This is a genomic window from Streptosporangium vulgare (assembly GCF_042428775.1).
Classification (GTDB): domain Bacteria; phylum Actinomycetota; class Actinomycetes; order Streptosporangiales; family Streptosporangiaceae; genus Streptosporangium; species Streptosporangium vulgare.
Map to the genome: position 1 here is coordinate 1 of NZ_JBHMBS010000044.1, position 20,519 is coordinate 20,519.

20 protein-coding genes are annotated in these 20,519 nt (G+C 70.0%); 12 read left to right on the forward strand and 8 right to left on the reverse strand.

Annotated features, from left to right (window positions below):
• Positions 1-100: 100 nt before the first annotated feature.
• The 6 genes from ACFFRH_RS41720 to ACFFRH_RS41745 all read left to right on the forward strand — a co-directional run bounded on the left by ACFFRH_RS41720 (position 101) and on the right by ACFFRH_RS41745 (position 4,083).
• On the forward strand, positions 101-922 hold the full coding sequence (locus ACFFRH_RS41720; protein ID WP_386163547.1) for an alpha/beta fold hydrolase: 822 nt from the start codon (positions 101-103) through the stop codon (positions 920-922).
• A 335-nt stretch (positions 923-1,257) separates the two neighbouring features.
• A complete protein-coding gene (locus ACFFRH_RS41725; protein WP_386163549.1) occupies positions 1,258-1,395 on the forward strand; it encodes a hypothetical protein in 138 nt (45 codons plus the stop codon).
• 156 nt (positions 1,396-1,551) lie between these two features.
• Positions 1,552-2,154 carry a dihydrofolate reductase family protein gene (locus tag ACFFRH_RS41730; RefSeq protein WP_386163551.1) on the forward strand — a complete coding sequence of 201 codons (603 nt, stop codon included), beginning with the start codon at positions 1,552-1,554 and terminating at the stop codon, positions 2,152-2,154.
• Between the two features lie 320 nt (positions 2,155-2,474).
• Entirely contained in the window at positions 2,475-2,906 is a 432-nt protein-coding gene (locus ACFFRH_RS41735; protein WP_386163553.1) for a hypothetical protein, read from the forward strand.
• Entirely contained in the window at positions 2,900-3,133 is a 234-nt protein-coding gene (locus ACFFRH_RS41740) for a helix-turn-helix transcriptional regulator (RefSeq protein WP_362866678.1), read from the forward strand. Before ACFFRH_RS41735 ends, ACFFRH_RS41740 begins: the two co-directional genes overlap by 7 nt.
• Positions 3,130-4,083, forward strand: a complete 954-nt coding sequence (locus ACFFRH_RS41745) for an NAD(P)-dependent alcohol dehydrogenase (RefSeq protein WP_386163555.1) — start codon at positions 3,130-3,132, stop codon at positions 4,081-4,083. The genes ACFFRH_RS41740 and ACFFRH_RS41745 overlap by 4 nt, the downstream gene beginning before the upstream one ends.
• Positions 4,084-4,497: 414 nt before the next feature.
• Here ACFFRH_RS41745 and ACFFRH_RS41750 read toward each other — a convergent pair whose 3' ends face one another.
• Both ACFFRH_RS41750 and ACFFRH_RS41755 read right to left on the reverse strand, forming a co-directional pair.
• A complete protein-coding gene (locus tag ACFFRH_RS41750; RefSeq protein ID WP_386163557.1) occupies positions 4,498-4,896 on the reverse strand; it encodes a hypothetical protein in 399 nt (132 codons plus the stop codon).
• A 328-nt stretch (positions 4,897-5,224) separates the two neighbouring features.
• Positions 5,225-7,954 (reverse strand): hypothetical protein, encoded by a 2,730-nt coding sequence (locus ACFFRH_RS41755; RefSeq protein WP_386163559.1) that lies wholly within the window; start codon positions 7,952-7,954, stop codon positions 5,225-5,227.
• A 569-nt stretch (positions 7,955-8,523) separates the two neighbouring features.
• Between ACFFRH_RS41755 and ACFFRH_RS41760 the strand changes: the two genes are divergently transcribed.
• Both ACFFRH_RS41760 and katG read left to right on the forward strand, forming a co-directional pair.
• Entirely contained in the window at positions 8,524-8,955 is a 432-nt protein-coding gene (locus tag ACFFRH_RS41760; protein WP_344749713.1) for a Fur family transcriptional regulator, read from the forward strand.
• A 15-nt stretch (positions 8,956-8,970) separates the two neighbouring features.
• A complete protein-coding gene (gene katG, locus ACFFRH_RS41765; RefSeq protein ID WP_344749714.1) occupies positions 8,971-11,241 on the forward strand; it encodes a catalase/peroxidase HPI in 2,271 nt (756 codons plus the stop codon).
• Positions 11,242-11,481: 240 nt separating this feature from the next.
• Here katG and ACFFRH_RS41770 read toward each other — a convergent pair whose 3' ends face one another.
• Positions 11,482-12,369, reverse strand: a complete 888-nt coding sequence (locus tag ACFFRH_RS41770; protein WP_344749715.1) for a helix-turn-helix transcriptional regulator — start codon at positions 12,367-12,369, stop codon at positions 11,482-11,484.
• A 207-nt stretch (positions 12,370-12,576) separates the two neighbouring features.
• On the opposite strand from ACFFRH_RS41770, the gene ACFFRH_RS41775 reads away from it, so the two are divergent.
• Positions 12,577-13,512 (forward strand): SDR family NAD(P)-dependent oxidoreductase, encoded by a 936-nt coding sequence (locus tag ACFFRH_RS41775; RefSeq protein WP_344749716.1) that lies wholly within the window; start codon positions 12,577-12,579, stop codon positions 13,510-13,512.
• Positions 13,513-13,634: 122 nt separating this feature from the next.
• Here the strand turns inward: ACFFRH_RS41775 and ACFFRH_RS41780 are convergent, their stop codons facing one another.
• The gene (locus ACFFRH_RS41780; protein WP_344749717.1) at positions 13,635-14,699 is read right to left on the reverse strand and encodes a serine hydrolase domain-containing protein; all 1,065 of its coding nucleotides are present in this window, start codon (positions 14,697-14,699) and stop codon (positions 13,635-13,637) included.
• A gap of 255 nt (positions 14,700-14,954) precedes the next feature.
• Between ACFFRH_RS41780 and ACFFRH_RS41785 the strand changes: the two genes are divergently transcribed.
• On the forward strand, positions 14,955-15,311 hold the full coding sequence (locus ACFFRH_RS41785) for a hypothetical protein (protein WP_344749718.1): 357 nt from the start codon (positions 14,955-14,957) through the stop codon (positions 15,309-15,311).
• A 74-nt stretch (positions 15,312-15,385) separates the two neighbouring features.
• Here ACFFRH_RS41785 and ACFFRH_RS41790 read toward each other — a convergent pair whose 3' ends face one another.
• A complete protein-coding gene (locus ACFFRH_RS41790) occupies positions 15,386-16,408 on the reverse strand; it encodes a COG1361 family protein (RefSeq protein WP_344749719.1) in 1,023 nt (340 codons plus the stop codon).
• Positions 16,409-16,426: 18 nt separating this feature from the next.
• A complete protein-coding gene (locus ACFFRH_RS41795; RefSeq protein WP_344749720.1) occupies positions 16,427-16,957 on the reverse strand; it encodes a hypothetical protein in 531 nt (176 codons plus the stop codon).
• Between the two features lie 626 nt (positions 16,958-17,583).
• Here ACFFRH_RS41795 and ACFFRH_RS41800 point away from each other — a divergent pair.
• A complete protein-coding gene (locus ACFFRH_RS41800) occupies positions 17,584-17,919 on the forward strand; it encodes an NIPSNAP family protein (protein ID WP_344749721.1) in 336 nt (111 codons plus the stop codon).
• 119 nt (positions 17,920-18,038) lie between these two features.
• Positions 18,039-19,013, forward strand: coding sequence for a transposase family protein (locus tag ACFFRH_RS41805; RefSeq protein WP_344749722.1), 975 nt, complete (start codon positions 18,039-18,041; stop codon positions 19,011-19,013).
• 40 nt (positions 19,014-19,053) lie between these two features.
• Here the strand turns inward: ACFFRH_RS41805 and ACFFRH_RS41810 are convergent, their stop codons facing one another.
• Together ACFFRH_RS41810 and ACFFRH_RS41815 are read right to left on the reverse strand one after the other, a co-directional pair.
• Positions 19,054-19,959, reverse strand: coding sequence for a tyrosine-type recombinase/integrase (locus ACFFRH_RS41810; RefSeq protein ID WP_386163565.1), 906 nt, complete (start codon positions 19,957-19,959; stop codon positions 19,054-19,056).
• Positions 19,960-20,122: 163 nt separating this feature from the next.
• Positions 20,123-20,519 (reverse strand): WD40 repeat domain-containing protein (locus tag ACFFRH_RS41815; RefSeq protein WP_386163567.1); only part of this gene is annotated, 397 nt, incomplete at its 5' end.

The window sequence follows — 20,519 nt, forward strand, 5'->3', positions numbered from 1 at the left end:
CGCGGCTGGCCTGACATGCCGCAGTTCGGCCGAGCGATGATGGACGTCTTCTCGAAGTCCATCAACTCCGCATCCGCATGAACACACCTGGCCGGTCCCGGTGACGGCACTTCGGACCGTCACCGTCGACGGCTCTCCCGTCCACGTCCTGGAGAGCGGCACCGGGCCCGCGGTGCTGATGCTGCACGGCTCCGGACCCGGTACGACCGGATCCGGCGCCTGGGCGACGACGGCACAGGCGCTGGGCACGTCCTGGCGCCTGGTGGCTCCTGACCAGGCGGGGTTCGGCCGTACACCGATGCCGGCGGGCTCCAGGGGTGGGCTCCGGCTGTGGACGGAGCAGGCCGCGGGCCTGATGGATGCTCTCGGTGTCGAGCACTACGCCGTGGTGGGTCACTCCATGGGCGGTGCCGTGGCGCTGGCGTTGGCGGCCGCGCGTCCCCAGCAGGTCACCCACGTCGTGGCGGTCTCGACGATGGGCGCCCCCGGGGCGCCGCTGTCCGCCGAGCTCGACGCGCTCTGGGCCGCCCCCGCCGACCCGCTCGGGGCACGAGACATGTTGAGTCGCCTCGTCCTCGACCAGGCGCTCGTGACCGAGTCGGCCGTCGCCGCCCGTGCGGCCTCGATGCGAGCGGGGGCGGCCGCGTTCGCGTCGTTGTTCCCTCCACCCAGGGCACGTTGGGCCGACGATCTCACCCTCTCGGCGCGAACGCTGGCAGGGGTCCGCGCGCCCGTGCTGCTCGTCCACGGCGCCGAGGACCGGGTCACCCCGCTCGGGACGGCAGCCCTGCCCCTGCTCGAACACCTGGCCGATGTCCGTCTGCACGTGCTCGGCCGATGCGGGCACGTGCCGCCGCTGGAGCACCCGCACGACTTCAGGCGACTCCTGTCGTGCTTCCTCGGCCGGGAACGAGGTCACTGATTGCTGCGACAGGTCCACAGCCCGTGCTCAAGCAGATCAGCATGAAGCAGGCGTGATCCGCGCAGAAGCTAGCGCCCTCCCCGAGACCCGAGCCATGACGAGGCAGTGGCCGAGGTCATCGCTCGACTGAGCTTCCCCCGCAGGACGGACACCTCGTCTGAGTCGACCTTGGGTCGGCTGGGAAGGAAGAGACCCGTGCCTGCACCTCACTCGGATGTGGGTCGGTGCTTGGCCGGAACCGTGGCATATCGACCCCGCGGTCAAGACCCGAGGTGGCTACCGCAAAGCCATGACCTTGTTCGGGCTCTTCTCTGCCGTAACTCTCACTCTCGGCGTTGGATTCGCCGACGGCGGGGTGGCCGTCCGGCGAGACCATCGCCACCGAGCCCGGCCCGGACGGCGGTCACACCCTGCGCAGCGTGCCGGTGCTGAGCCCGCTTGGCCGCCGCCTGGCGCCACCTGGCGCCGCCTGACCACCCCCGGGCAGATTGGCCCCACCGCACTCCGGCTGAACCGTGGCCGCGTCACCGCCCTGAAAAAGATTCCGGCCGGCACGTAGAGGAACGACGGACGCCTCCGACTTCTCGGTGAAGGTGCCAGATGGGCGCCGGAACGCGGGAGGCGGCAAGATGAGCAAGGTCACGTGTGACATGGGGATGTCCCTCGACGGCTTCGTGGCAGGACCGAACCAGAGCCTGGAGCACCCGCTCGGTGAGGGTGGTGCGAAGGAGTGCCTGCATCGGTGGATGTTCGAGGAACCCGAGCGGCACACCGCGGTGCTCGAGGGGATTACCGCGGCCGGGGCCTTCATCATGGGCCGCAACATGTTCGGTCCCGGCCGCGGCGTCTGGGATCTGGAGTGGAAGGGCTGGTGGGGTGAGGAGCCGCCCTATCACGGGCCGGTCTTCGTGCTCACCCATCACCCGCGCGAGCCGTTGGCGATGAAGGGCGGCACGACGTTCGTCTTCGTCACCGACGGGATCGAGGCGGCGATGGCCAGGGCGCGCGAGGCCGCCGGTGACCGCGATGTCGCCGTCGCCGGTGGCGCCGAGACGGTGAACCGGTATCTGGCGGCGGGGCTCATCGACGAACTGCGCCTGCACGTCGCGCCCGTGATCCTCGGCAGGGGTGAGCGGCTGCTCGACAACCTCGGGAACATCACCCTCGAACCCGTCGGTGACCCCGCGGGCACCGGCCTCGTCACCCACCTGACGTACCGGGTGATCCGGTAGCGCCTCCGGCCCCGCGGCGAGGCGTGGCCGGACGTGGCCAGGCGTCTGCCACCGGGCGGCGGCGGGGGGCCGCCCGGTGGCGCGAACCGGACGACCCGGATCCTGCGGTTCTTCCGATGAGGGTGGGCCGGTGCGACCCCGATGAGGGCGGGCCGTGCGATCCGCGCCGTCCGGACGGCTGCGGACATCGCGGACGTTTCGCGGTGACACCGTGCCGGGCGCCCTGGCGTCCTCGGCAGTGCGTGTAAAAAAGCTTTGACACCATGTCTAGGGTGCTTTACCTTGGTTGATGTCAGCTTTGTTTTACATGAGGGGCGGGCATGGCCTTCGAGGAAAAGCGCGCCTGGGTGATGATCGTGGTCTCCGTCGTCGCGTACACGATCTACGTGGTGACCGTCCTGAGCCGGGCCGGCGACGGCCCGCTCACCGACGTCGCCTACGCGGGGACGCTGCTGTGGACCATCGGTGGCGCCATCGTCGCCGCGATCGTGGCCCACATCGCGATGGCCGCCGCGGGTGGCCACGGCGCCGACCGCACCGACGAGCGCGACCGTGAGATCAACCAGGTGGGCGAGCGCATCGGGCAGTCGATCGTCGTCATCGGCGCGCTCGCCGCGATGGTGATGGCCGTCGCCGAGCTGCGCCACTTCTGGATCGCCAACGCCGTCTACCTGGCGTTCGTGCTGTCCTCGGTGCTCAGCTCGTTTGCCAAGATCATGGCGTACCGCAAGGGCGGTTTCCAGACGTGGTGAAGCCGACGCAGGTCACCAACGCGATCCGGGCCCTGCGCTTCGCGCACGACGAGATGACCCAGGCCGAGCTGGCCGACCGGGTCGGCGTCACCCGCCAGACCATCATCGCGATCGAACAGGGTCGCTATTCCCCCTCGCTGGAGATGGCGTTCCGCATCGCCCGGGTGTTCCGGGTCGGACTCGACGACGTCTTCCAGTACCCCGACACCGAAGGAGACCCCCCATGAGAGCGATAGTCCAGGACGAGTACGGCCCGCCGCACGTGCTGAGCCTCGGCGAGGTCCCGACCCCGACCCCCGGCGCCAACGACGTGCTGGTCCGGGTCCACGCGGCCGGCGTCGACTACGGCGTGTGGCACATCATGACCGGGCTGCCGCTCGTCGGCCGCCTCGGCTTCGGCCTGCGCCGGCCCCGCAACCGGGTGCCGGGCATGGACGTGGCCGGCGTCGTGGAGTCCGTCGGCGCCAACGTGACCGCGTTTCGCCCCGGCGACGAGGTGTACGGCGCGGGGACCGGCACGTACGCGCAGTTCGCGCTCGCCCGCCCGGGCAAGCTCGCCCGCAAGCCCGCCAACCTGAGCTTCACCGAGGCGGCGGCCGTACCCGTGTCGGGGGTGACCGCGTTGCGGACGGTCGGCCAGGTCACCGCCGGTGAGAAGGTGCTGGTCATCGGCGCCGGCGGGGGAGTGGGCAGCTTCGCGACGCAACTCGCGGTCGCCGGCGGCGCCCACGTCACCGGCGTGTGCAGCACGGCCAAGGCCGACCTCGTGCGGTCGCTGGGCGCCCAGGCCGTCATCGACTACACGCGCGAGCCGCTCACCGGGACGTACGACCTGATCCTCGACATCGCGGGCATCCGGCCGCTGGCCCTGCTGCGCGGGCTGCTCACCGAGCGCGGCCGGCTCGTCATCGTCGGCGGCGAGGGCGGCGGCCGGTGGTTCGGCGGGCTCAGCCGGCTGCTGGCCGTCCGGCTGATCAACCCGTTCACGCGCCGGCGGCTGGACGCGCCGATCGCGCTGACCCGCACCGCCGACCTGGACGCGTTGCGCGACCTCATCGAGGCCGGGGCCGTGCGACCGGCCGTCGGGCGCACGTACTCGCTGGAGGAGGCCGCCACCGCGGTGGGTGACCTGGCGGCGGGCAACGCGCCCGGAAAGCTCGTCATCACCGTTGATTGACCCCAGGGTGCCGGGATCGATGAGCCACAGGCTCAACGCCGCACGGGACTCATGACACGCTTCCCACCGGCCCCCAGAGGGCGGCGCGATCGCTCCTGGACCACCGCACATGGCTACGCGGAGCCACTCTTCCCAGGTCGGCCCGAACCCGTTGGGCTCGATTCCGGGGACACCGGCCGCGCCGAGAATGCGCAGGACGAGATAGGGGAGGAAGGCGCAACAGCCGCTGTAGACGATCCACCGCACCGCGGAAGGCACCGCCTGCGGCACGGAATGGCGCCGGCCCGACACCTGTGGCGGATGCGCCCGGCCGCACCGGGCGCAGACACCGGCACTACGGCGGGCATGCGCCAGGGCGGTGGCCACGAACAGGGCTCCGACGAGGGTCAGGCACAACCGTTCGGCGAAGATCACTCAGGCGCTGTCGCCATGATGGTCGGTGACGGCGCCGGTCAGGACCAGCTCGATCAGGTTGAGCAGCACCCAGCAGCTCCCCGCCAGGGCCGACGCCGCCACGCCCCACGCGGCGGCCGACACGGCACGGGGCGGCACCCGTGCGCCCCACGGCCGCACCGTGGCGGCCGCGACCACGGATCCGGCGAGCAGTACGGCCGCGCCCGGCCACGTGACGTCGGGCAGGCCGAGGTCCGTGACGCCGAGGAACGAGCGATACCCCATGAGCGCGGCCACCAGCAGCACGCAGCCGTACGCGGCGGCGGCTCCGCTCGCGGCGTACCCCGCCCACGACGCCCACCGCTGCCACCACCTGACCGACGGCGCGACAACCGTGCGATCATCGAGAGATCGCCTCATGCGGACCTCCGCGGGCTGGGGAAGAAGGCCTGGGAAGCCTGCTCCACCGAACCTTTGATTTCGCTGAGGGGCGCTGAGAACCTCCTCAGCGACTTGGGGTAGGCGGACTCGCAATGGGCCGTGATCGAACCACCGCTGCCGCGACGAGCCCCGTGGCATGACAGCCGACCGTCACCCGAGATCGGCTTCACGACCGGCTGCCCCAAGCGGTCCGCCACCCGCGCGACCACTTCATGCCCGCATCGTCATGCTTGCGATCGATCGAGAGAGCCGTGGACACGAACGCATACGTGATGATTCATCATCCGCGGTCGCCGGGGACGTGGTGTCAGGCCTGGTCGTGGAGCTCGGTGCGGGTGGTTTCCGCTTGTTCGGCGATGGTGGCCAGGACCGGCGGCGGGACGTTCTTGTCGCGGAAGGTGTCTACGAGCTGGTCCAGCACGGTGTCGGCCTGTTTGAGGTCGCCGGCGCGGGCGTGCGCGCGGGCCAGGCGGCGCATGGTGGCGTTGAGGGTGATGTTGTCGACCCCGGCGTCGGTGCCGGTGTCGAGGGTGGTCTGCACGACCGCGCCGAGTTCTTCGATGCTGGTGTCGGTGTCGGCGGGCCGCACACCGATGCCGTTCTTGCCGAGGGTCAGGAAGTGACGTCCGGCGTTGGTGCCCTTGACCATGTGCGCGTACACCGCGAGCGGGTGGTCGGGGTGGGTGGCGATGAGCTGGTCCAGGGCGGCGTTGCCTTCGGCCAGTTGCGGGGCGTCGGAGCCCAGCAGCGCCAGCAGGGTGCCCTGCTGTGCGCCCATCAGCAGGTCGCCCGCCTGCCGGTCCTGTTCGCTCTGTGGCGGGCTGACCTCGATCGTGTGCTCGGGTGAGGTGAGGGTGGAGCCGTCGGGGGCCCGGTAGAGGGCGCGCAGCCGGTAGCTGCCGGGCTGGGCGAAGGTGAGACCGTCGGCGCCGAAGCCGAGGTAGGCGCTGTCGTAGAGGGCGGGGGTCTGGGCGTCGAGGGTGATGCGGCGGTCGCGGCTGCCGCAGGCACGGGCGATGGGCCGGAAGGGGCGGATGGCTCCGGCCGGGTCGGTGACCAGGATGTTCAGGTTGTCGCCGCGGGGGCTGAGGTTGGGAAAGGCGTCGGCGTGGGGGGTGCTGCCGTCCAGGGACAGTTTGATCTCGGTGACGACGGGTTCCCCGTGGGAGAAGGTGTCGCGTCCGTACAGCTCCAGCCGCAGCCCTGACCGGCTGGCCGGTGGCGGGTCGAACCGCTCCAGGGCGGGACGGTCGGCGGCACGGTCGGCGGCACGGTCGGCGGCCCCGGTCTCGTAGGAGTTGCCACCCAGGACGATGTTGTGGTAGAAGCCGTGGCGCAGGTGCTGTAGTTCGTTGGCGGTGAACTGGTAGGCGAAGGCCGCCCAGAAGGCGTCCGTGCCTTTCTCTCCGTTCGGGCCCTGGTAATTCTGGGGATAGTTCATCCACGACAGGTCGCCGTAGCCGCCGCGCGGCCCGAGCGGCTGCGGGGGAACGGCGTCGGTCTTCTCGAAGGAGTGCGTCAGGTTGAGGGCGTGGCCGATCTCGTGGACCCAGGTGCGGAGCTCCTGGCGGGTTCCGGCTATCCCCTCATCGACCAGGTTGCTGTGGAACACGGCCATCCCTTGGCGTTGGGACGATTCCCCGAGGTAGTCGAACATGATGCCCCGCGTGTCACCGACCGTCTTTTCGGCGTAACGGGTGGCGATGAAACTCCACAGCTTCCACTGCTCGGTGTTCCGATGGCCGCTGAAGTTGCTGACCATCGCGGCATGGAGTTCGGCGTCGGACCACAGCAGGTCCGCGCCCGCCCCCTCGACGCCGATCTCGTTGACGACGGCGCCGGAAGTGCGCAGCTCGATCCCGACCTCGGCGTAGACCGACTGGACGGTGAGCAGCTTCTTGGCCAGGCCGGGCGGGCGGGGGTAGCTGGTGGTGGCGTACTGGGGGGCCGGTTTGGTGCCCGCCATGGCGTCGACCTCCCAGTCGATGGTGCGCAGGAACCGGGAGACGTAGGCGCAGGTGTAGGTGGTGGGCCAGCTTCCGTCGGCCGCGCTGCGGGTGAGGGTGGCGGTGCCGCCGGGAGAGAGCTTGTCCACGACCACCGAGATCTTCGGCAGCTCGGTCTTGTTGGCGAACGTCACGGTGCCGGTGATGGTGGCCGGCAGCGTGACGGGCTGGCTCCCCTTCAGGACGAAGGAGTTGAGGTACTCGTCGCCGGGGTCGGTGAACGTGTCACCGGAGATCACCGGCAGCGGGCCCGTCAGATCGACGCGCAGATCGACCCGCTCACCGTCGGCCGTGCCGGAGAAACGCCCGGCGGCCGGCAGCCGGGGCCTGTGGTACTCGGCGGGCATGGCGCCGAGGCCGGCCGACACCTGGGCGTAGCTGCCGACGACCACCGGGCCTGTGTTCCAGTCGAGGTACAGCGCCCGGTCACCTTTGATCAACAGAGTCCGGTAGAAGGCGCCTCCTCCCTGGAGGAAGGCGGCGTGGTCGAAGTCACCGCTCATGTCCGCGGGCAGATTCCTCCACCCCGCGTGGGCGGTGCCGAGCTCGGTCAACGGCCCTTCGAAGTAACAGCCCCGGCTGCCCTGGGGGCTCCACTCGATGATCGCGCACCGGTTCCCCTTGAACAGCATGGTGCGGTGGTTCGGCAGTTGCATGACGGTGTCGATGTCGCTGCGGTAGGCGGGCGGGATGTGCTTCCCGAAGTTCGGATGACCGGTGACCGGCCCCTGATACTTGGCGCCGTGGCCGTTCCAGACCCAGTCCAGGCACTGGTCTCCGACGATGAAGATCGACCGGCGGGGGTATTCGGTCACCATGACCTCGAACGCCGCGTCGGTGCAGCCGGCGAACGGCTCGGGCATCCCGGCCAGCTCCCCGAAAAAGGCCTGCGCCAGCGGGCCCTCCGACAGCAGCTTCTCCTGGGTGATGAACGCGGCCCGGTCCTCCCGCAGGACCAGTGCTCTCCACGGATCGTCCCGCGTCGGAAGGACCGCGTCGAATCCAGTGGTCTTCGCCCGTACGAACCCCATTCGCGCCTCCTGGCCGGGCCCTGAGGGCCCACGCCGCTGACGCTAGGAGAGCGTTCCAACACCCGCAATGACCACAACATGTCAGGTCAAACCGAAACAAACGGAGTGAAGACCGCATTTCATTACGGGCCGCCTACTACCTCCCGGCCACCACCGGCGGCGCCCGTACCGCCTGTCCGCCTCGGCCCACCTCGGCGCGAGACCACAGGTCCAGGTCGAAAGCACCCGAGCCCAAGCCCCGACCTGGCCGTCAACAGGGTGGATCACATCGATCCTGCCACCCCCGCCCCATCAGCCTCGGAAGAGGACCGCCGTAAACACCGCCGCCCCTTGGCACCATCCGGCCACCGTCGGCGCAGCAGCCACGGCCCCACCGGACCGTCCTCGCTCCCGTCGCCTCGGGCGCCTCGCCTCGCCTCGGACGGTGACGGGGACGCCGGGTCACAACCGGATCAGGTCGATCATGAACACGCGCACGCACGCGCTCCCGCAGGTCGAAGGAAGACCTACCAAGACTTGAATCAGTCAATCTCTTAAATTCTTCATCTTCATGGGGGTATGTTGGAGCCATGACCGCATCCCAGCCCCCGACCACCGCCGAGGAGCTGCGAGGTGCCGGCCTACGGGTGACGGCGGCCCGTGTCGCACTGCTCGAAACCGTCCGAAACGGTGACCATCTCGATGTCGAGGCGCTCACCTCGGGAGTACGTGACCGTATCGGCCAGATCTCCCTTCAGGCCGTGTACGAAGGTCTCCACGCGCTCACCACCGCGGGCCTCGTCCGTCGTATAGAACCGCCGGGCAGTCCGGCCTTGTTCGAGGGGCGGGTCGGCGACAACCACCACCACATCGTGTGCCGATCGTGCGGTGTCGTCGCCGACGTCGACTGTGCGGTCGGTGAGGCGCCCTGCCTGACCGCGTCGAACGATCACGGCTTCGCGATCGACGAGGCCGAGATCATTTACTGGGGCGTGTGCCTCGACTGTTCCACCGCAAGCTGATCCGGAAGGATTTCCATGACCGAGAACCACGACGCGATCGTCCCCGGCACGAAGAGCGGGGGTGAAGCAGGCGGCTGTCCGATCGCGCACGACTCCGTGACCGCGCAGGGCAGCGAGAGCGAGAACCCGGCCATCGACTCGCCGACCCCGAAGACCGGCGGTCGTCCGCGCACGAACCGGGACTGGTGGCCCAACCAGCTCGACCTCTCGGTACTGCGCACGCACTCCTCCAAGAGCACCCCGCTGCCGGAGGGCTTCAGCTACGCCGAGCAGCTCGCCCAGCTCGACGTCGAGGCCCTCAAGCAGGACATCGTCGAGGTGCTCACCACCTCGCAGGACTGGTGGCCGGCCGACTTCGGCCACTACGGCGGCCTGATGATCCGGATGAGCTGGCACGCCGCGGGCACCTACCGCATCCACGACGGTCGCGGCGGGGCCGGCGACGGCTCCCAGCGTTTCGCCCCGCTCAACAGCTGGCCCGACAACGCCAACCTCGACAAGGCCCGCCGGCTGCTGTGGCCGGTCAAGCAGAAGTACGGCCAGAAGATCTCCTGGGCCGACCTGCTCGTGCTCGCCGGCAACGTCGCCCTGGAGTCCATGGGGTTCAAGACCTTCGGCTTCGGTTTCGGCCGCGAGGACATCTGGGAGCCGGAGGAGATCTTCTGGGGTCCGGAGGACGCCTGGCTCGGCGACGCGCGCTACGTCACCGACAATTCGATGTCGCCGGACGTCGGCGCGACCGAGATGGGTCTCATCTACGTCAACCCGGAGGGCCCCCGCGGCAACGCGGACCCGGCCGCGGCGGCGTACTTCATCCGCGAGACCTTCGGGCGGATGGCGATGAACGACGAGGAGACCGTCGCTCTCATCGCCGGTGGCCACACGTTCGGCAAGACCCACGGCGCCGGGATCGCGGACGACCACGTGGGGCCGGAGCCCGAGGGCGCGCCGCTGGAGTCACAGGGGCTGGGCTGGCTGAGCACCTACGGCACCGGCAAGGCCGGAGACACGATCACCAGCGGTCTCGAGGTGACGTGGACCGACAAGCCGACGCAGTGGAGCAACCGTTTCTTCGAGATCCTCTTCGGCTACGAGTGGGAGCTCACCACGAGCCCCGGCGGCGCGAAGCAGTGGGTCGCGAAGGACGCCGAGGCGATCATCCCCGACGCCCACGACCCGTCGAAAAAGCACAGGCCGACGATGCTCACGACCGACCTGTCGCTGCGCGTCGACCCGGCGTACGAGAAGATCTCCCGCCGTTTCCTGGAGCACCCCGACGAGTTCGCGCTGGCCTTCGCCAAGGCCTGGTACAAGCTGCTGCACCGCGACATGGGCCCGGTCAGCCGCTTCCTCGGGCCGTGGGTCGCCGAACCCCAGCTGTGGCAGGACCCGGTGCCGGCCGTCGAGCACGAACTGGTGGGTGACGGCGACATCGCCTCCCTGAAGGCCAAGGTCCTGGAGTCCGGCCTCACGACCGCCCAGCTGGTCTCCACCGCCTGGGCCTCCGCCGCGAGTTTCCGGTCCACCGACAAGCGCGGCGGCGCCAACGGCGCCAGGATCCGTCTGGAGCCGCAGCGGAGCTGGGAGGTCAACCAGCCCGAGCAGCTCGCGACGGTCCTGGACACCCTCGAGGGCATCCAGCGTGAGTTCAACGAGGCCGGCGGCGCGAAGATCTCGCTTGCCGACCTGATCGTGCTGGCCGGCTCGGCCGCCGTCGAGAAGGCCGCTCGCGAGGCCGGCGTGACGGTGACGGTACCGTTCCGTCCGGGCCGCACCGACGCCACCCAGGAGCAGACCGACGTCGAGTCCTTCCGGGTCCTCGAGCCCCGCGCCGACGGGTTCCGCAACTACCTGTCCTCCGGCGAGAAGACCCCGCCGGAGGTGCTGCTCGTCGAGCGTGCCTACATGCTCGGCCTGACCCCGCCCCAGATGACCGTCCTCGTCGGCGGCCTGCGCTCTCTCGGAGCCAACGTCGGCGGTACCCGGCACGGCGTCCTCACCGACCGGTCCGGCGTGCTCACCAACGACTTCTTCACCAACCTGCTCTCCCCGGGCACCCGGTGGAAGGCGTCGGAGTCCGAGGAGCACGTGTACGAGATCCGCGACGTGAACACCGACGAGGTGAAGTGGACCGCCACCGCGGTCGACCTCGTCTTCGGCTCCAACTCCCAGCTCCGAGCCCTCGCGGAGGTCTACGCCAGCCAGGACGCCTCCGACAGGTTCGTGACCGACTTCGTCGCGGCCTGGACCAAGGTCATGGAGCTCGACCGGTTCGACCTCAGCTGATCCATCTCCACCCTGCGAGCCCGGTCGAGTCACCATGATCGACCGGGCTCGTCCGCTGCCGGACCCGGCACGGCCGCCGTCACCGACCTCGGCGCGACCGTCCGGCCCGGCCTCATCCGGTCGCGATCTCAGCCCGAGCCGCGCCGGAACCGGCCTTGGCGCCGCTTCGGCGAGCACGAACGGGTGCCGGACGCGTCGCGGGACCGTGCCGAGGCCGCCGTCACACCGGCCGCGCCGGCCTCAGGTGTCGAGCCGGGCGGCGTCCGGCCGGGCCGACTCACCGGTCCAGCTCGACAGCAGCCGCAGGGCGTGCTCGGAGGGGGAGCCGGGTTCGGCGGTGTGGACGGCGAGGGTCTGGTCGGGGTCGCCGTCGGGGGTGAGGGCCTCGTAGTCCAGAGTGAGCTCGCCGACCAGGGGATGGTGGTAGCGCTTGCTGCCGAAGGTCCGGTGGTGCACGTCGTGCTCGGCCCACCAGCGGCGGAAGTCTCCGTCCCGCAGGGACAGCTCGCCGATCAGCTCGGCGAGGCGGGGGTCGCGGGGGTGGCGCCCGGCGTAGAGGTGCAGCGCCGCGACGGTGCCGCGGGCGGACGCCTGCCAGTCGGCGTACAGGGCGCGGGCGGTCTCGTCGAGGAAGATGAAGCGGGCCATGTTGCGCTCCCGGTGCGGCAGCGCGTCGAAGTCGGTGAACAGGACGCGGGCCATCCGGTTGGCGGCCAGCACGTCCATACGGTGGCCGAGGATCAGGGCCGGGGCGTCGCCGAGGGTCTCCAGCACCCGGTACAGGCCCGGCCGCACCCGCTGCGGCGGCATCGGCCTGCTCCGCCCGCGGGCGGGCCTGGCCACGGTGAACAGGTGCTCACGTTCCGTCTCGTCCAGGCGCAGCGCGCGGGCGAGAGCCTCCAGCACCGCCTCGGACACGTTGACGTCGCGACCGCGCTCCAGGCGGATGTAGTAGTCCACGCTCACTCCGGCGAGCAGGGCGACCTCCTCCCGGCGCAGGCCCGGAACCCGGCGGGTCCCCGGCTGCGGGGGCAGGCCCGCCTCCCGCGGGCCGCGCCGGGCCCGGCGCGAGCGCAGGAACTCCCGCAGCTCGGTGTTGCCCCCGGCCAGGGGGGACTGGTCGCTCATCTCCCCAGGCTAGGTGAGGTGTGGCGGTGGATCGCCGTCCGTGGGGGGTACTGCCGGACCCCGGGTGGGAGGGGGCCCCTTTCCCGTGCCGGGGCCGGGAGCCGCCGGTGGTTGGTTGGAAGGGGGACACCGGGGCCCGGCCGTCGCGGAGCCGTCGGCGCCCCCGCTCCCGGCGCCTGGTCTGGGGTACGACAGAAAGGCAGTCCCATGATCGAACCAATCTCCCCCGTCACACCGTTCACCGCGCGGTCGACCGCCGCCGAGGTCGTACGCGGCGTCGACCTCACCGGCCGCCGCGCCGTCGTCACCGGCGGGGCGTCCGGCATCGGCATCGAGACCGCCCGCGCGCTCGCCGGCGCGGGTGCGGAGGTGACCCTGGCGGTACGCGATCCCCGGGCCGGTGAGCGCGTCGCCGCGGAGATCGGCGGACGGGTCCGCGTCGCGTCGCTCGACCTCGCCGACCAGGGGTCCGTCGCGGCCTTCACCGCCGCCTGGGACGGCCCCCTGCACATCCTGGTCAACAACGCCGGGGTGATGATGACTCCCGAGCTGCGGACGCCGCAGGGCTGGGAGCTGCAGTTCGCCACCAACCACCTCGGCCACTTCGCGCTGGCCACCGGACTGCACCGGGCGCTCGCGGCGGCCGGGCGGGCCCGCGTCGTGGCGCTCAGCTCGGTCGCGCACCTGCGCGAGCCGGTGGACTTCGACGACCTTCACTTCCGGGTGCGCGCCTACGACGCCAGAGCCGCCTACGCCCAGTCCAAGACGGCCAACGCGCTGTTCGCGGTCGAGGCGAACCGGCGCTGGGCCGATGACGGCATCACCGTCAACGCGGTGCACCCGGGGGCTATCCTCACCAACCTCACCCGGCACATGAGCCGGGAGGACCTCGACGCCTCCGTCGCCAGTGGCTACGTCTTCAAGACGCCCGAGCAGGGCGCGGCCACCTCCGTGCTGGTCGCGGTCTCGCCGCTGCTGGAGGGCGTGGGCGGCCGCTACTTCGAGGACTGCGCCCCGGCCCGGCGCCACGTGCCGGGGACCTCCGGCGGGGTCGCGGACCACGCCCTCGACCCCGGCGCGGCCGACCGGCTCTGGCGAGTCTCCGTCGACACGCTCGGCGCGTTCGGCACGCTCGGCGCGTGATGCGGTGACGCCGCCGACGCCCCGGCCGCCCGCCACCTGACCCGCGCCACACGATCACCACCGGGCTACGGCCCCTCCGCGGGATCCGACGGTCGTTCTCCGGCGGCCACCCGGGTCAGGTGTCAGGGGCAGAAGGCGGCGTCGATGAACTCCTCCACCGGTTCGTCCTGTTGGTCGGTGTCAGCGAGGTTCAGCGACATGCTCACCTGCGTGGTGGCCCGGCGCGAGGACCATGCCTGCGTCCGGTATCCGGGGAACGAGCCGGTGTGCCCGTACCTCAGCCCCGCACGGGGGGTCTTCCTGCCGGTGATGCCCAGCCCGTAGGGCCGGTCGTCGGTGATCTCCAGCATCTGCTCCAGCGACTCGGCGGGCAGCAGGCGGCCGGACAGCAGCGCGGCGTACAGGGTGTTGACGTCGGCCGCGGTGGAGATCATCTCCCCGGCCGGTCCGGCCTGGGCCGGGTTCAGCTCTGTGACGTCCCGCGGCTCCCGGTCGCCGGGGAAGGTCGCGTAGTGGTGAGCGTGCGGGCCGGGGATGGCGATGTCCTGTCCCGGCAGGACGGTCTGTCCCAGCCCGGCGGGGGTGATCACTTGCTGGGTCAGGTAGGTGCGCCACGGTTCGCCGGTGACCTCCTCGATGATCAAACCGAGGATGGCGTAATTGGTGTTGCAGTAGGCGTGCTCGCTGCCCGGCGTGAATGCCAGGCCCCGGGGGGCGACGCTCGCCACCAGGTCGCGCGGTTCGGGAACCGTCGCGCGCAGCCCCTGCGGTGTGAAGGGCAGATCGTCCGCGTACTCGGCCATGCCGCTGGTGTGATTCAGCAGGTTCCGTACCCTGATCTCATCGCCGTCCGGCAGGAGTCCGGGCAGGTGGCTCTCCACCGTGTCCTCCAGCGAGAGGCGCCCATCGGCGACCAGCTTGAGCACCCCGGTCGCGGTCACGGTCTTCGTGATCGACCAGGCACGGAACCGCCCGTCCACGGCCGGGGGAGCCTGGCCGCCGCGTTCGGCCTTTCCGCTGGACAGCCGGTAGGTCCGGCCCTCGTGGCGGACTTCGGCGAGCACGCCGACCGCTCCGGCTTCGACGATCGCGTCAAGGCGTTCCTGGAGGAGAGATCGGTAGACCTGGGGGGACACAGGGGGCGCGGCGGTGGAGCAGCCTGAGGCCGGCGTGAGCGGTGGGCGCATGCTTCATTGTCGAGGCGATCACAGCGGAAATCACCCCAGGACCTGTTTCGCGGATCACCGAATGGCGCGATCCGCGTCCTCTGCCGCGTGCGCCGCAGGTGGCGGCGTGGTGGGTCGCGCCGATCGCGGGCCTGAGTGAAAATTTCAGTCTCGACGTGCGCGGATGCCTGCCCGCGCCCCCGGCGCTGGTCGGTCCGGCCTGCCCGGTCTTATGGTGACGGCCTCGGACCTCCGGCCTCCCGTGAGAGGGACACCATGACACTCAGCGTTCGTCATCCTGCCCGGGTTCTGCGCCTCGCCCTCGTCGCCGCCCTGACGCTGACCGCCGGCGCGGTGCTGTCCGCTCCCACCGCGCTCGCCGCCACCTATCGCTCGGCCACCTCCTCGGGCTGGGGCCCCAGCCCGGAGGCGGGAAAGGCGGCCGCCGCGAACAACGCCCGCGCCGCGCTGAACCAGCAGGCCGGCGCGGCGGGCGAGGTCTGCTCGGGCGTGTCCGTCACCACCAGGCACCTCTACACCGCGCCCGACGGTTCGGCGTGGATCTACGAGGCGACCGCGTCGGGCAACTGCGTGGTCTCGCTGCCGCTGTCGCACACCGTGTCGCGCGCCTAGCTCCGTCAGGGCGGCGGCACGAGCCCGTACGCCGTCGAGAACGGCTCGCGGACTCCCCCCCGATCCGCAGGATCTCAAGCATTGCTCGGTTCCCGGTGTGAACGGCGTTTCCGCTGGATCAGCAGGAACGTGATCGCCGCGAGTGCGGCGAGGACGCCGATGACAAGCGCCAGCACGAGGTAGGAGTCTGTGTCCATCTCCGCCTTGACCGCTTGCGCGGTCCCCGTGGCGGGGAACTGGATGGTCGCTTCGGCGGTGCGTTTCGTCAGCCCGCTCTCCAGGCGCATACGGGCACGCCACGGGCCATCGGGTACCTGCTCGGTGAGGGCGACGGTGACGGGTCCGACGTCGCCGGGAGCGAGCGTCGTGCCCGTTTCGACCTTGAACGGTCCCGCGCTGTGGTGCAGGCTTCCGGAGCTGCTGGTCAGTTTCAGGTCGCCGCTCAGGTCGAGGGCGCGGCCTCCGGTGTTGTGCACCTGCGCCAGGACGATCTGCTGACCGGTGGGTGACCGTTGGGCCGTCAGCGAGTCGATGGTGAAGTCCGATGCCGGCGGGTTGCCGCGGCCGACGTCCAGGTAGAGCCGGATGCCGACGCGGTTGATCTGGGCGACGCCGCCGGCGGGTGGCGCGGCCTTGGCCGTCTCGGCCCAGATCATGGCGTAGCGCTCTCCGGGGGCGGCATCATCGGGCACGCTGATGGTCGCGGTGACCGCCGAGCGGCCCTGTGGGGCCAAGATCACCTCATGCCGGTCCAGGGTGGTCCAGGTGGACAGCTCATTGGCGGTGTGATCGGCGGCGAACTGGAATTTCCGGTCGCGGATCTGTGCCGCGGCCGTGTAGATCGAAAGCTGCTTGGGCGAGCCGGTCGTGTTGAACACCTCGACCCGCCGGTGGATGACGCTACCCGGCGCGAGGTGATCGATGATGTAGGTCCAGGCCCGCTTGTCGGCTCGGGCCGCGACCGGTGCTTCGAGCAGGCGGATCCCGATGCCGCTCGCCGATGATCGGGCGGCCTGGGCGGGCGTGTCGAGCGTGCCGGCGGCCGGGGTGAGGATCCCGGCCGCCAGCAGCGCGGCAACGACGGTACGAAGGTGCACGATTGTCGTCGGCTCCGCTCAGCCGACCGAGTGGGTGACGGTGCCGCTGTAGGTTCCTCCGACGGCCGCAGACGGAATCGTCACGGTGACCGTCGGATTCCAGGTGGCGCTGTTGTCACCGATGAGCTCGGTACCGGTGAACGCGACGCGCGGCACGTTGATGATGCCGCCGGGCCCGGGTGTGAAGGTTCCCTGCCCCGTCGTGGCGGTGGCCGGTCCTGGGGAGTACGTGACGTTGATGTTTCCGATGGTCTCGGGTCCGGTGCCTCCGCCGGTGGTGAAGTCGGTGCTGATGGCGGTCGCGTTCCAGGAGCCGTTCAGGGTGGCGCGATCGTCGGTCACCGTGACCGGACCGATCTGTCCCGAGATGCTGGTGGCGCCGGTGGCCACCGAGCCGAGGCTCGCTGTCCCTGGCGCACTGATCGTCATACCGGCGGTCGTGATCGAGAACGTGACGATGGTGTCGACGGCCAGGGCGGGCAGAGCGGTCGCTGCGGCCAGGCCGAGGCCGGCGATGGCGGTAGCGATCGCCAAAAGCGGTTTACGCATCTTTTGGTCCAATGTTCAAGCGGATATGAAAGGCGACGCGCAGCTCGGACGCCTGACCCAAGGGATCAAGCCCACAGGCATACCACCACGCCTCGCAGCAGACAATAACTCTCCGTAGTTGCCATAGGATCAAGGGCACGACGCGCATATTCGCCGCAATACCGTTCCGTGACTGGTTGTTTCACCGAAAGTCGGTCGAGAGTACCGCTCTCTACCCATTGGTAACTTGCGGGAAGTCCCCTTATCGTGAGTTAGCGGACATTTCCACAGGTAAGAGGGCCATGGCGCACGATGACTTCCCTTGTCGTGTGTCACTGTTTCCGCAGGTCAGAGACCACACAGGTAGCGGGAAGGCAACTTCCCGGAACCTACGATCACCTGGCTGCTGCGATCAAGCGACGGGATACCTCGGCAGCCGCGATCCGGTCGGCGTCCCCTGCCTGCCTGGCGGCGCGGAACTCCTCGTGGGCACCCACCTGGATCTGGGCTTACGACGTTGTCGGCAATCGATTGGGGTGGTGGTTGAAGTCAGGCAGCGAGAGGTGTCGGAGACTGCCAGTAGTGTCGGCGCGTTACAGACATGAGGTCTGTGCCGATGAGGACCCGCATACCGCAGGAGACTGGCTGTGATTCTTGAGATCCGCACGTACCGGCTGAAGCCTGGCGCTGGCGATGAGTTCGTGCGCGTGATGCAGGAGGAGTCAGTACCGCTGCTGGAGAAGGCGGGCATCCAGGTAGTGGACTGCGGGGCGTCCCTGGTGGCCGAGGATGGGCATGAGGAGGCGTACCTGGTCCGGGCGTTCGCCTCACTTGCCGAACACCGCGAGCAGGAGGAGGCGTTCTACGGCAGCGACGCCTGGCGGCATGGTCCTCGCGAGGCCATCGTGTCCCGGATCGACAGCTCCCACACGATCGTGCTCGATGTGCCGGAAGATGCCGCGCAGGCGTTCCGGCGCGGGTGACACGGCCGTGACCTGCAACGGATTTTCAGGTGTGAAAGCGAAGTGGGGCCCGTGCGGCCTTGTCCCATTCTGCCCTCACCGGTAATTCCCGGGCACATCTCGGTGTTTTAATCGAGGAGTTGGCCAGCCAGTGGCAGGCGCGGGGGGAGTCCGCGCTGCGCGAGCGGCGAGGCGGGGATCGTCGGCGTGCGGCCGGGACCGGACGCAGGCATGAGCTGGGGTTCACCGACCGGGTGCTGGTCACCCTGGCCCATTTGCGCACCCAGCTCCCGCATGCCGCGCTTGCCGAGCTGTACCAGGTGGGCCGCTCCACCGTCACCGAAGCCATCGGCGAGATCCGCCCGCTGCTCGCCGATCGCGGCCTCGCCGTGCCCGACCGGCCCGGAGTGCGGCTGCGAACCCTTGCCGATGTGTTCGCTTACGCCGCTGCCGAGGGGGTGACACTGCGGATCGACGGCACCCAGACCCAGGTCCGCCGCCCCAAGGCCCATTGTCCGGGCCGCTGCGCGTTCGTCTCCGGCGAGAAGAAGCAGAACACGATGAAGACCACCACGCTCAGCGACGGCCAGGGCCGCACCCTGTGGTCCGGCGCCGACCGCCCCGGGCGCATGCACGATCAAACCGCCATGCGCACCGAGGGCATCGCCGAACAACTCCGCCTACATCCGCAGGTGAAAGCCGAGGTCGACGAGGGATACCAGGGCCTGGCCAACGAGTTCCCGCCCAGGTCAGCGCGCCACCGAAGAAGCCGAAGGACGACGCCCCGCTCGGCGCGAGATGCGCCGCCGCCAGTCCTCGGCTCTTTTTCGTTGTCGCGGCGATCAGTTTCTGCAGGCGTGAGGCGCGAAACCGGGAGGCGACCTGTAGAAGATCGTGGCGGGCCAGGCAGCCCGGCAGCGCGATCCGGGCGTGTATCTGACCGGCGCGATCGAGGTGGCTCCACCCGCCGCGGTAGGCGAAGATGGGGTGCCGTTAAGGAAAGTGCGATGAGCCGCCAAACCGCGTTTGACCTGCGCCGGTGGACCTGCGCGACCCGAACTCGGGGTGCTGTTAACGAGCGTGTCACCGCCCTAAACGGGGGTGATCATGGCTGAGCTGCGGCACCTGTCATGCCGCGAGGCGGCGAGCAGTAGATCAGCGGGTCCGACGTCGTGCGGCGGGATCGGCATCGGCGGTGACCTGGGCGGAGGTCTGTTCGCCGAGCTGGCCGTAGCGGCCGAGGCTGCCCAGGTGCTGGTGCCGGGATTTGGCCTGGAGCGCGGGAGCGGTACGGCCGTCGGCGGCCAGGTGCTGGAGCGCGGAGTGCCGTAGCTGATGGAGAGTCCAGCCGATGCCGTGCGGGTCGAGGGCGGCGGTGGCGGTCTTGAACAGGTATTCGGCGCGCGGGTAGGACAGCCGGCCGCGTCCGGTGGCGGGGCAGATGTCGGCGGCCGCGGGAGCACGCGGTCCGGTGGTGCGGCCGCGCAGCAGCCGTGGCAGCAGGCGGGCGGTGCCGGTGGCCCAGTGCACGTACTCGATCGCGCCGCCCTTGGAGGTGACGCGGCCGCGCCGGAACTCCAGGTCGAGGTCTTCGATGTTGAGGGACAGGAGTTCCTCGGCGCGGGCGGCGGTCTCATACAGCATTCGCCACAGGATCCGCTCGCGCAGACGGTGCTGGTCGTCGGTGAACAGCTTGTCCAGGCGGGCGCGGGGGATGGAGCGGTCGCCGCGGCGAGTGCTCTTGCGGCGTTGTAGCCGCCGGGCGGGGTTGGTGGCGAGGATCTCTTGGCGCTGCGCCCAGGTCGTGAAGGAGATGAGCGCGGACAGGTGCCGGTTCCAGGTCGCGGCCGCGGCGTCGGCCCACCGCTCCATCACCGCGGCGTAGTCCTCGGGGGCGAGCATGTTGGCGGGCCGGTCCCCGGCGAGCGCGGTGAACCGGGCGAGGGTCTCGGCGTAGCTGTCGCGGGTCGTCGTGGTCTGGACGGAGTCGAGGTATCGGTCGACGGCGGCCGCGACGGGTTCGCCTTCACCGGGTGAGGCCGGGAACGGCACGACCGTCACGAGGACCTCCCGCGCTGGTGTGACACATAACGTTGCCGAGTCGGCCCCGGCCCGCCGGTCGGCGAGCTGGGCGTCTGCCCGACCCGGGAGGCCAGTGTGACACCTAATGCGAATTACCTGTCACATCCAGGACGCGGGTGCTGATGTGATCAAGGCGTCCCCATCAGCGGGCCGGACAACTGGGCCGGTACGGCTCGGTGGGTATGTATTGTTGCCACTCCTGACGAGTGAGCGATCTGCCTGCGATGACGCACACTTCGCGCAGGAGACCGTGGGGATCGCGCGGTAACGCCACATTCCAGATCAGCGCTTCCTTATCTGCGGTGGTGGCCAGGCGGGTGCCGTCCGGGCTGAATGCCACCAAGGACACCTCGCTGGTATGTCCGGTGAGCGGAGGGCCGATTTGTTTGCCGGTGGCCGCATCCCAGATCCGCACCGTCTTGTCGTATCCGCCACTGCTGGCCAGGCGTTTGCCGTCCGGACTAAACGCCACAGCCCACACCCAGTGGGTGTGTCCGGTGAGTGGGGTGCCGATTTGTTTGCCGGTGGCCACATCCCAG

Coding starts and splice junctions, on each gene's coding strand:
- ACFFRH_RS41730 (WP_386163551.1), top strand. CDS start 1,552: ATGAGCAAGGTCACGTGTGACATGGGGATGTCCCTCGACGGCTTCGTG.
- ACFFRH_RS41735 (WP_386163553.1), top strand. CDS start 2,475: ATGGCCTTCGAGGAAAAGCGCGCCTGGGTGATGATCGTGGTCTCCGTC.
- ACFFRH_RS41745 (WP_386163555.1), top strand. CDS start 3,130: ATGAGAGCGATAGTCCAGGACGAGTACGGCCCGCCGCACGTGCTGAGC.
- ACFFRH_RS41750 (WP_386163557.1), bottom strand. CDS start 4,896: ATGAGGCGATCTCTCGATGATCGCACGGTTGTCGCGCCGTCGGTCAGG.
- ACFFRH_RS41755 (WP_386163559.1), bottom strand. CDS start 7,954: ATGGGGTTCGTACGGGCGAAGACCACTGGATTCGACGCGGTCCTTCCG.
- ACFFRH_RS41760 (WP_344749713.1), top strand. CDS start 8,524: ATGACCGCATCCCAGCCCCCGACCACCGCCGAGGAGCTGCGAGGTGCC.
- katG (WP_344749714.1), top strand. CDS start 8,971: ATGACCGAGAACCACGACGCGATCGTCCCCGGCACGAAGAGCGGGGGT.
- ACFFRH_RS41770 (WP_344749715.1), bottom strand. CDS start 12,369: ATGAGCGACCAGTCCCCCCTGGCCGGGGGCAACACCGAGCTGCGGGAG.
- ACFFRH_RS41775 (WP_344749716.1), top strand. CDS start 12,577: ATGATCGAACCAATCTCCCCCGTCACACCGTTCACCGCGCGGTCGACC.
- ACFFRH_RS41780 (WP_344749717.1), bottom strand. CDS start 14,699: ATGCGCCCACCGCTCACGCCGGCCTCAGGCTGCTCCACCGCCGCGCCC.
- ACFFRH_RS41785 (WP_344749718.1), top strand. CDS start 14,955: ATGACACTCAGCGTTCGTCATCCTGCCCGGGTTCTGCGCCTCGCCCTC.
- ACFFRH_RS41795 (WP_344749720.1), bottom strand. CDS start 16,957: ATGCGTAAACCGCTTTTGGCGATCGCTACCGCCATCGCCGGCCTCGGC.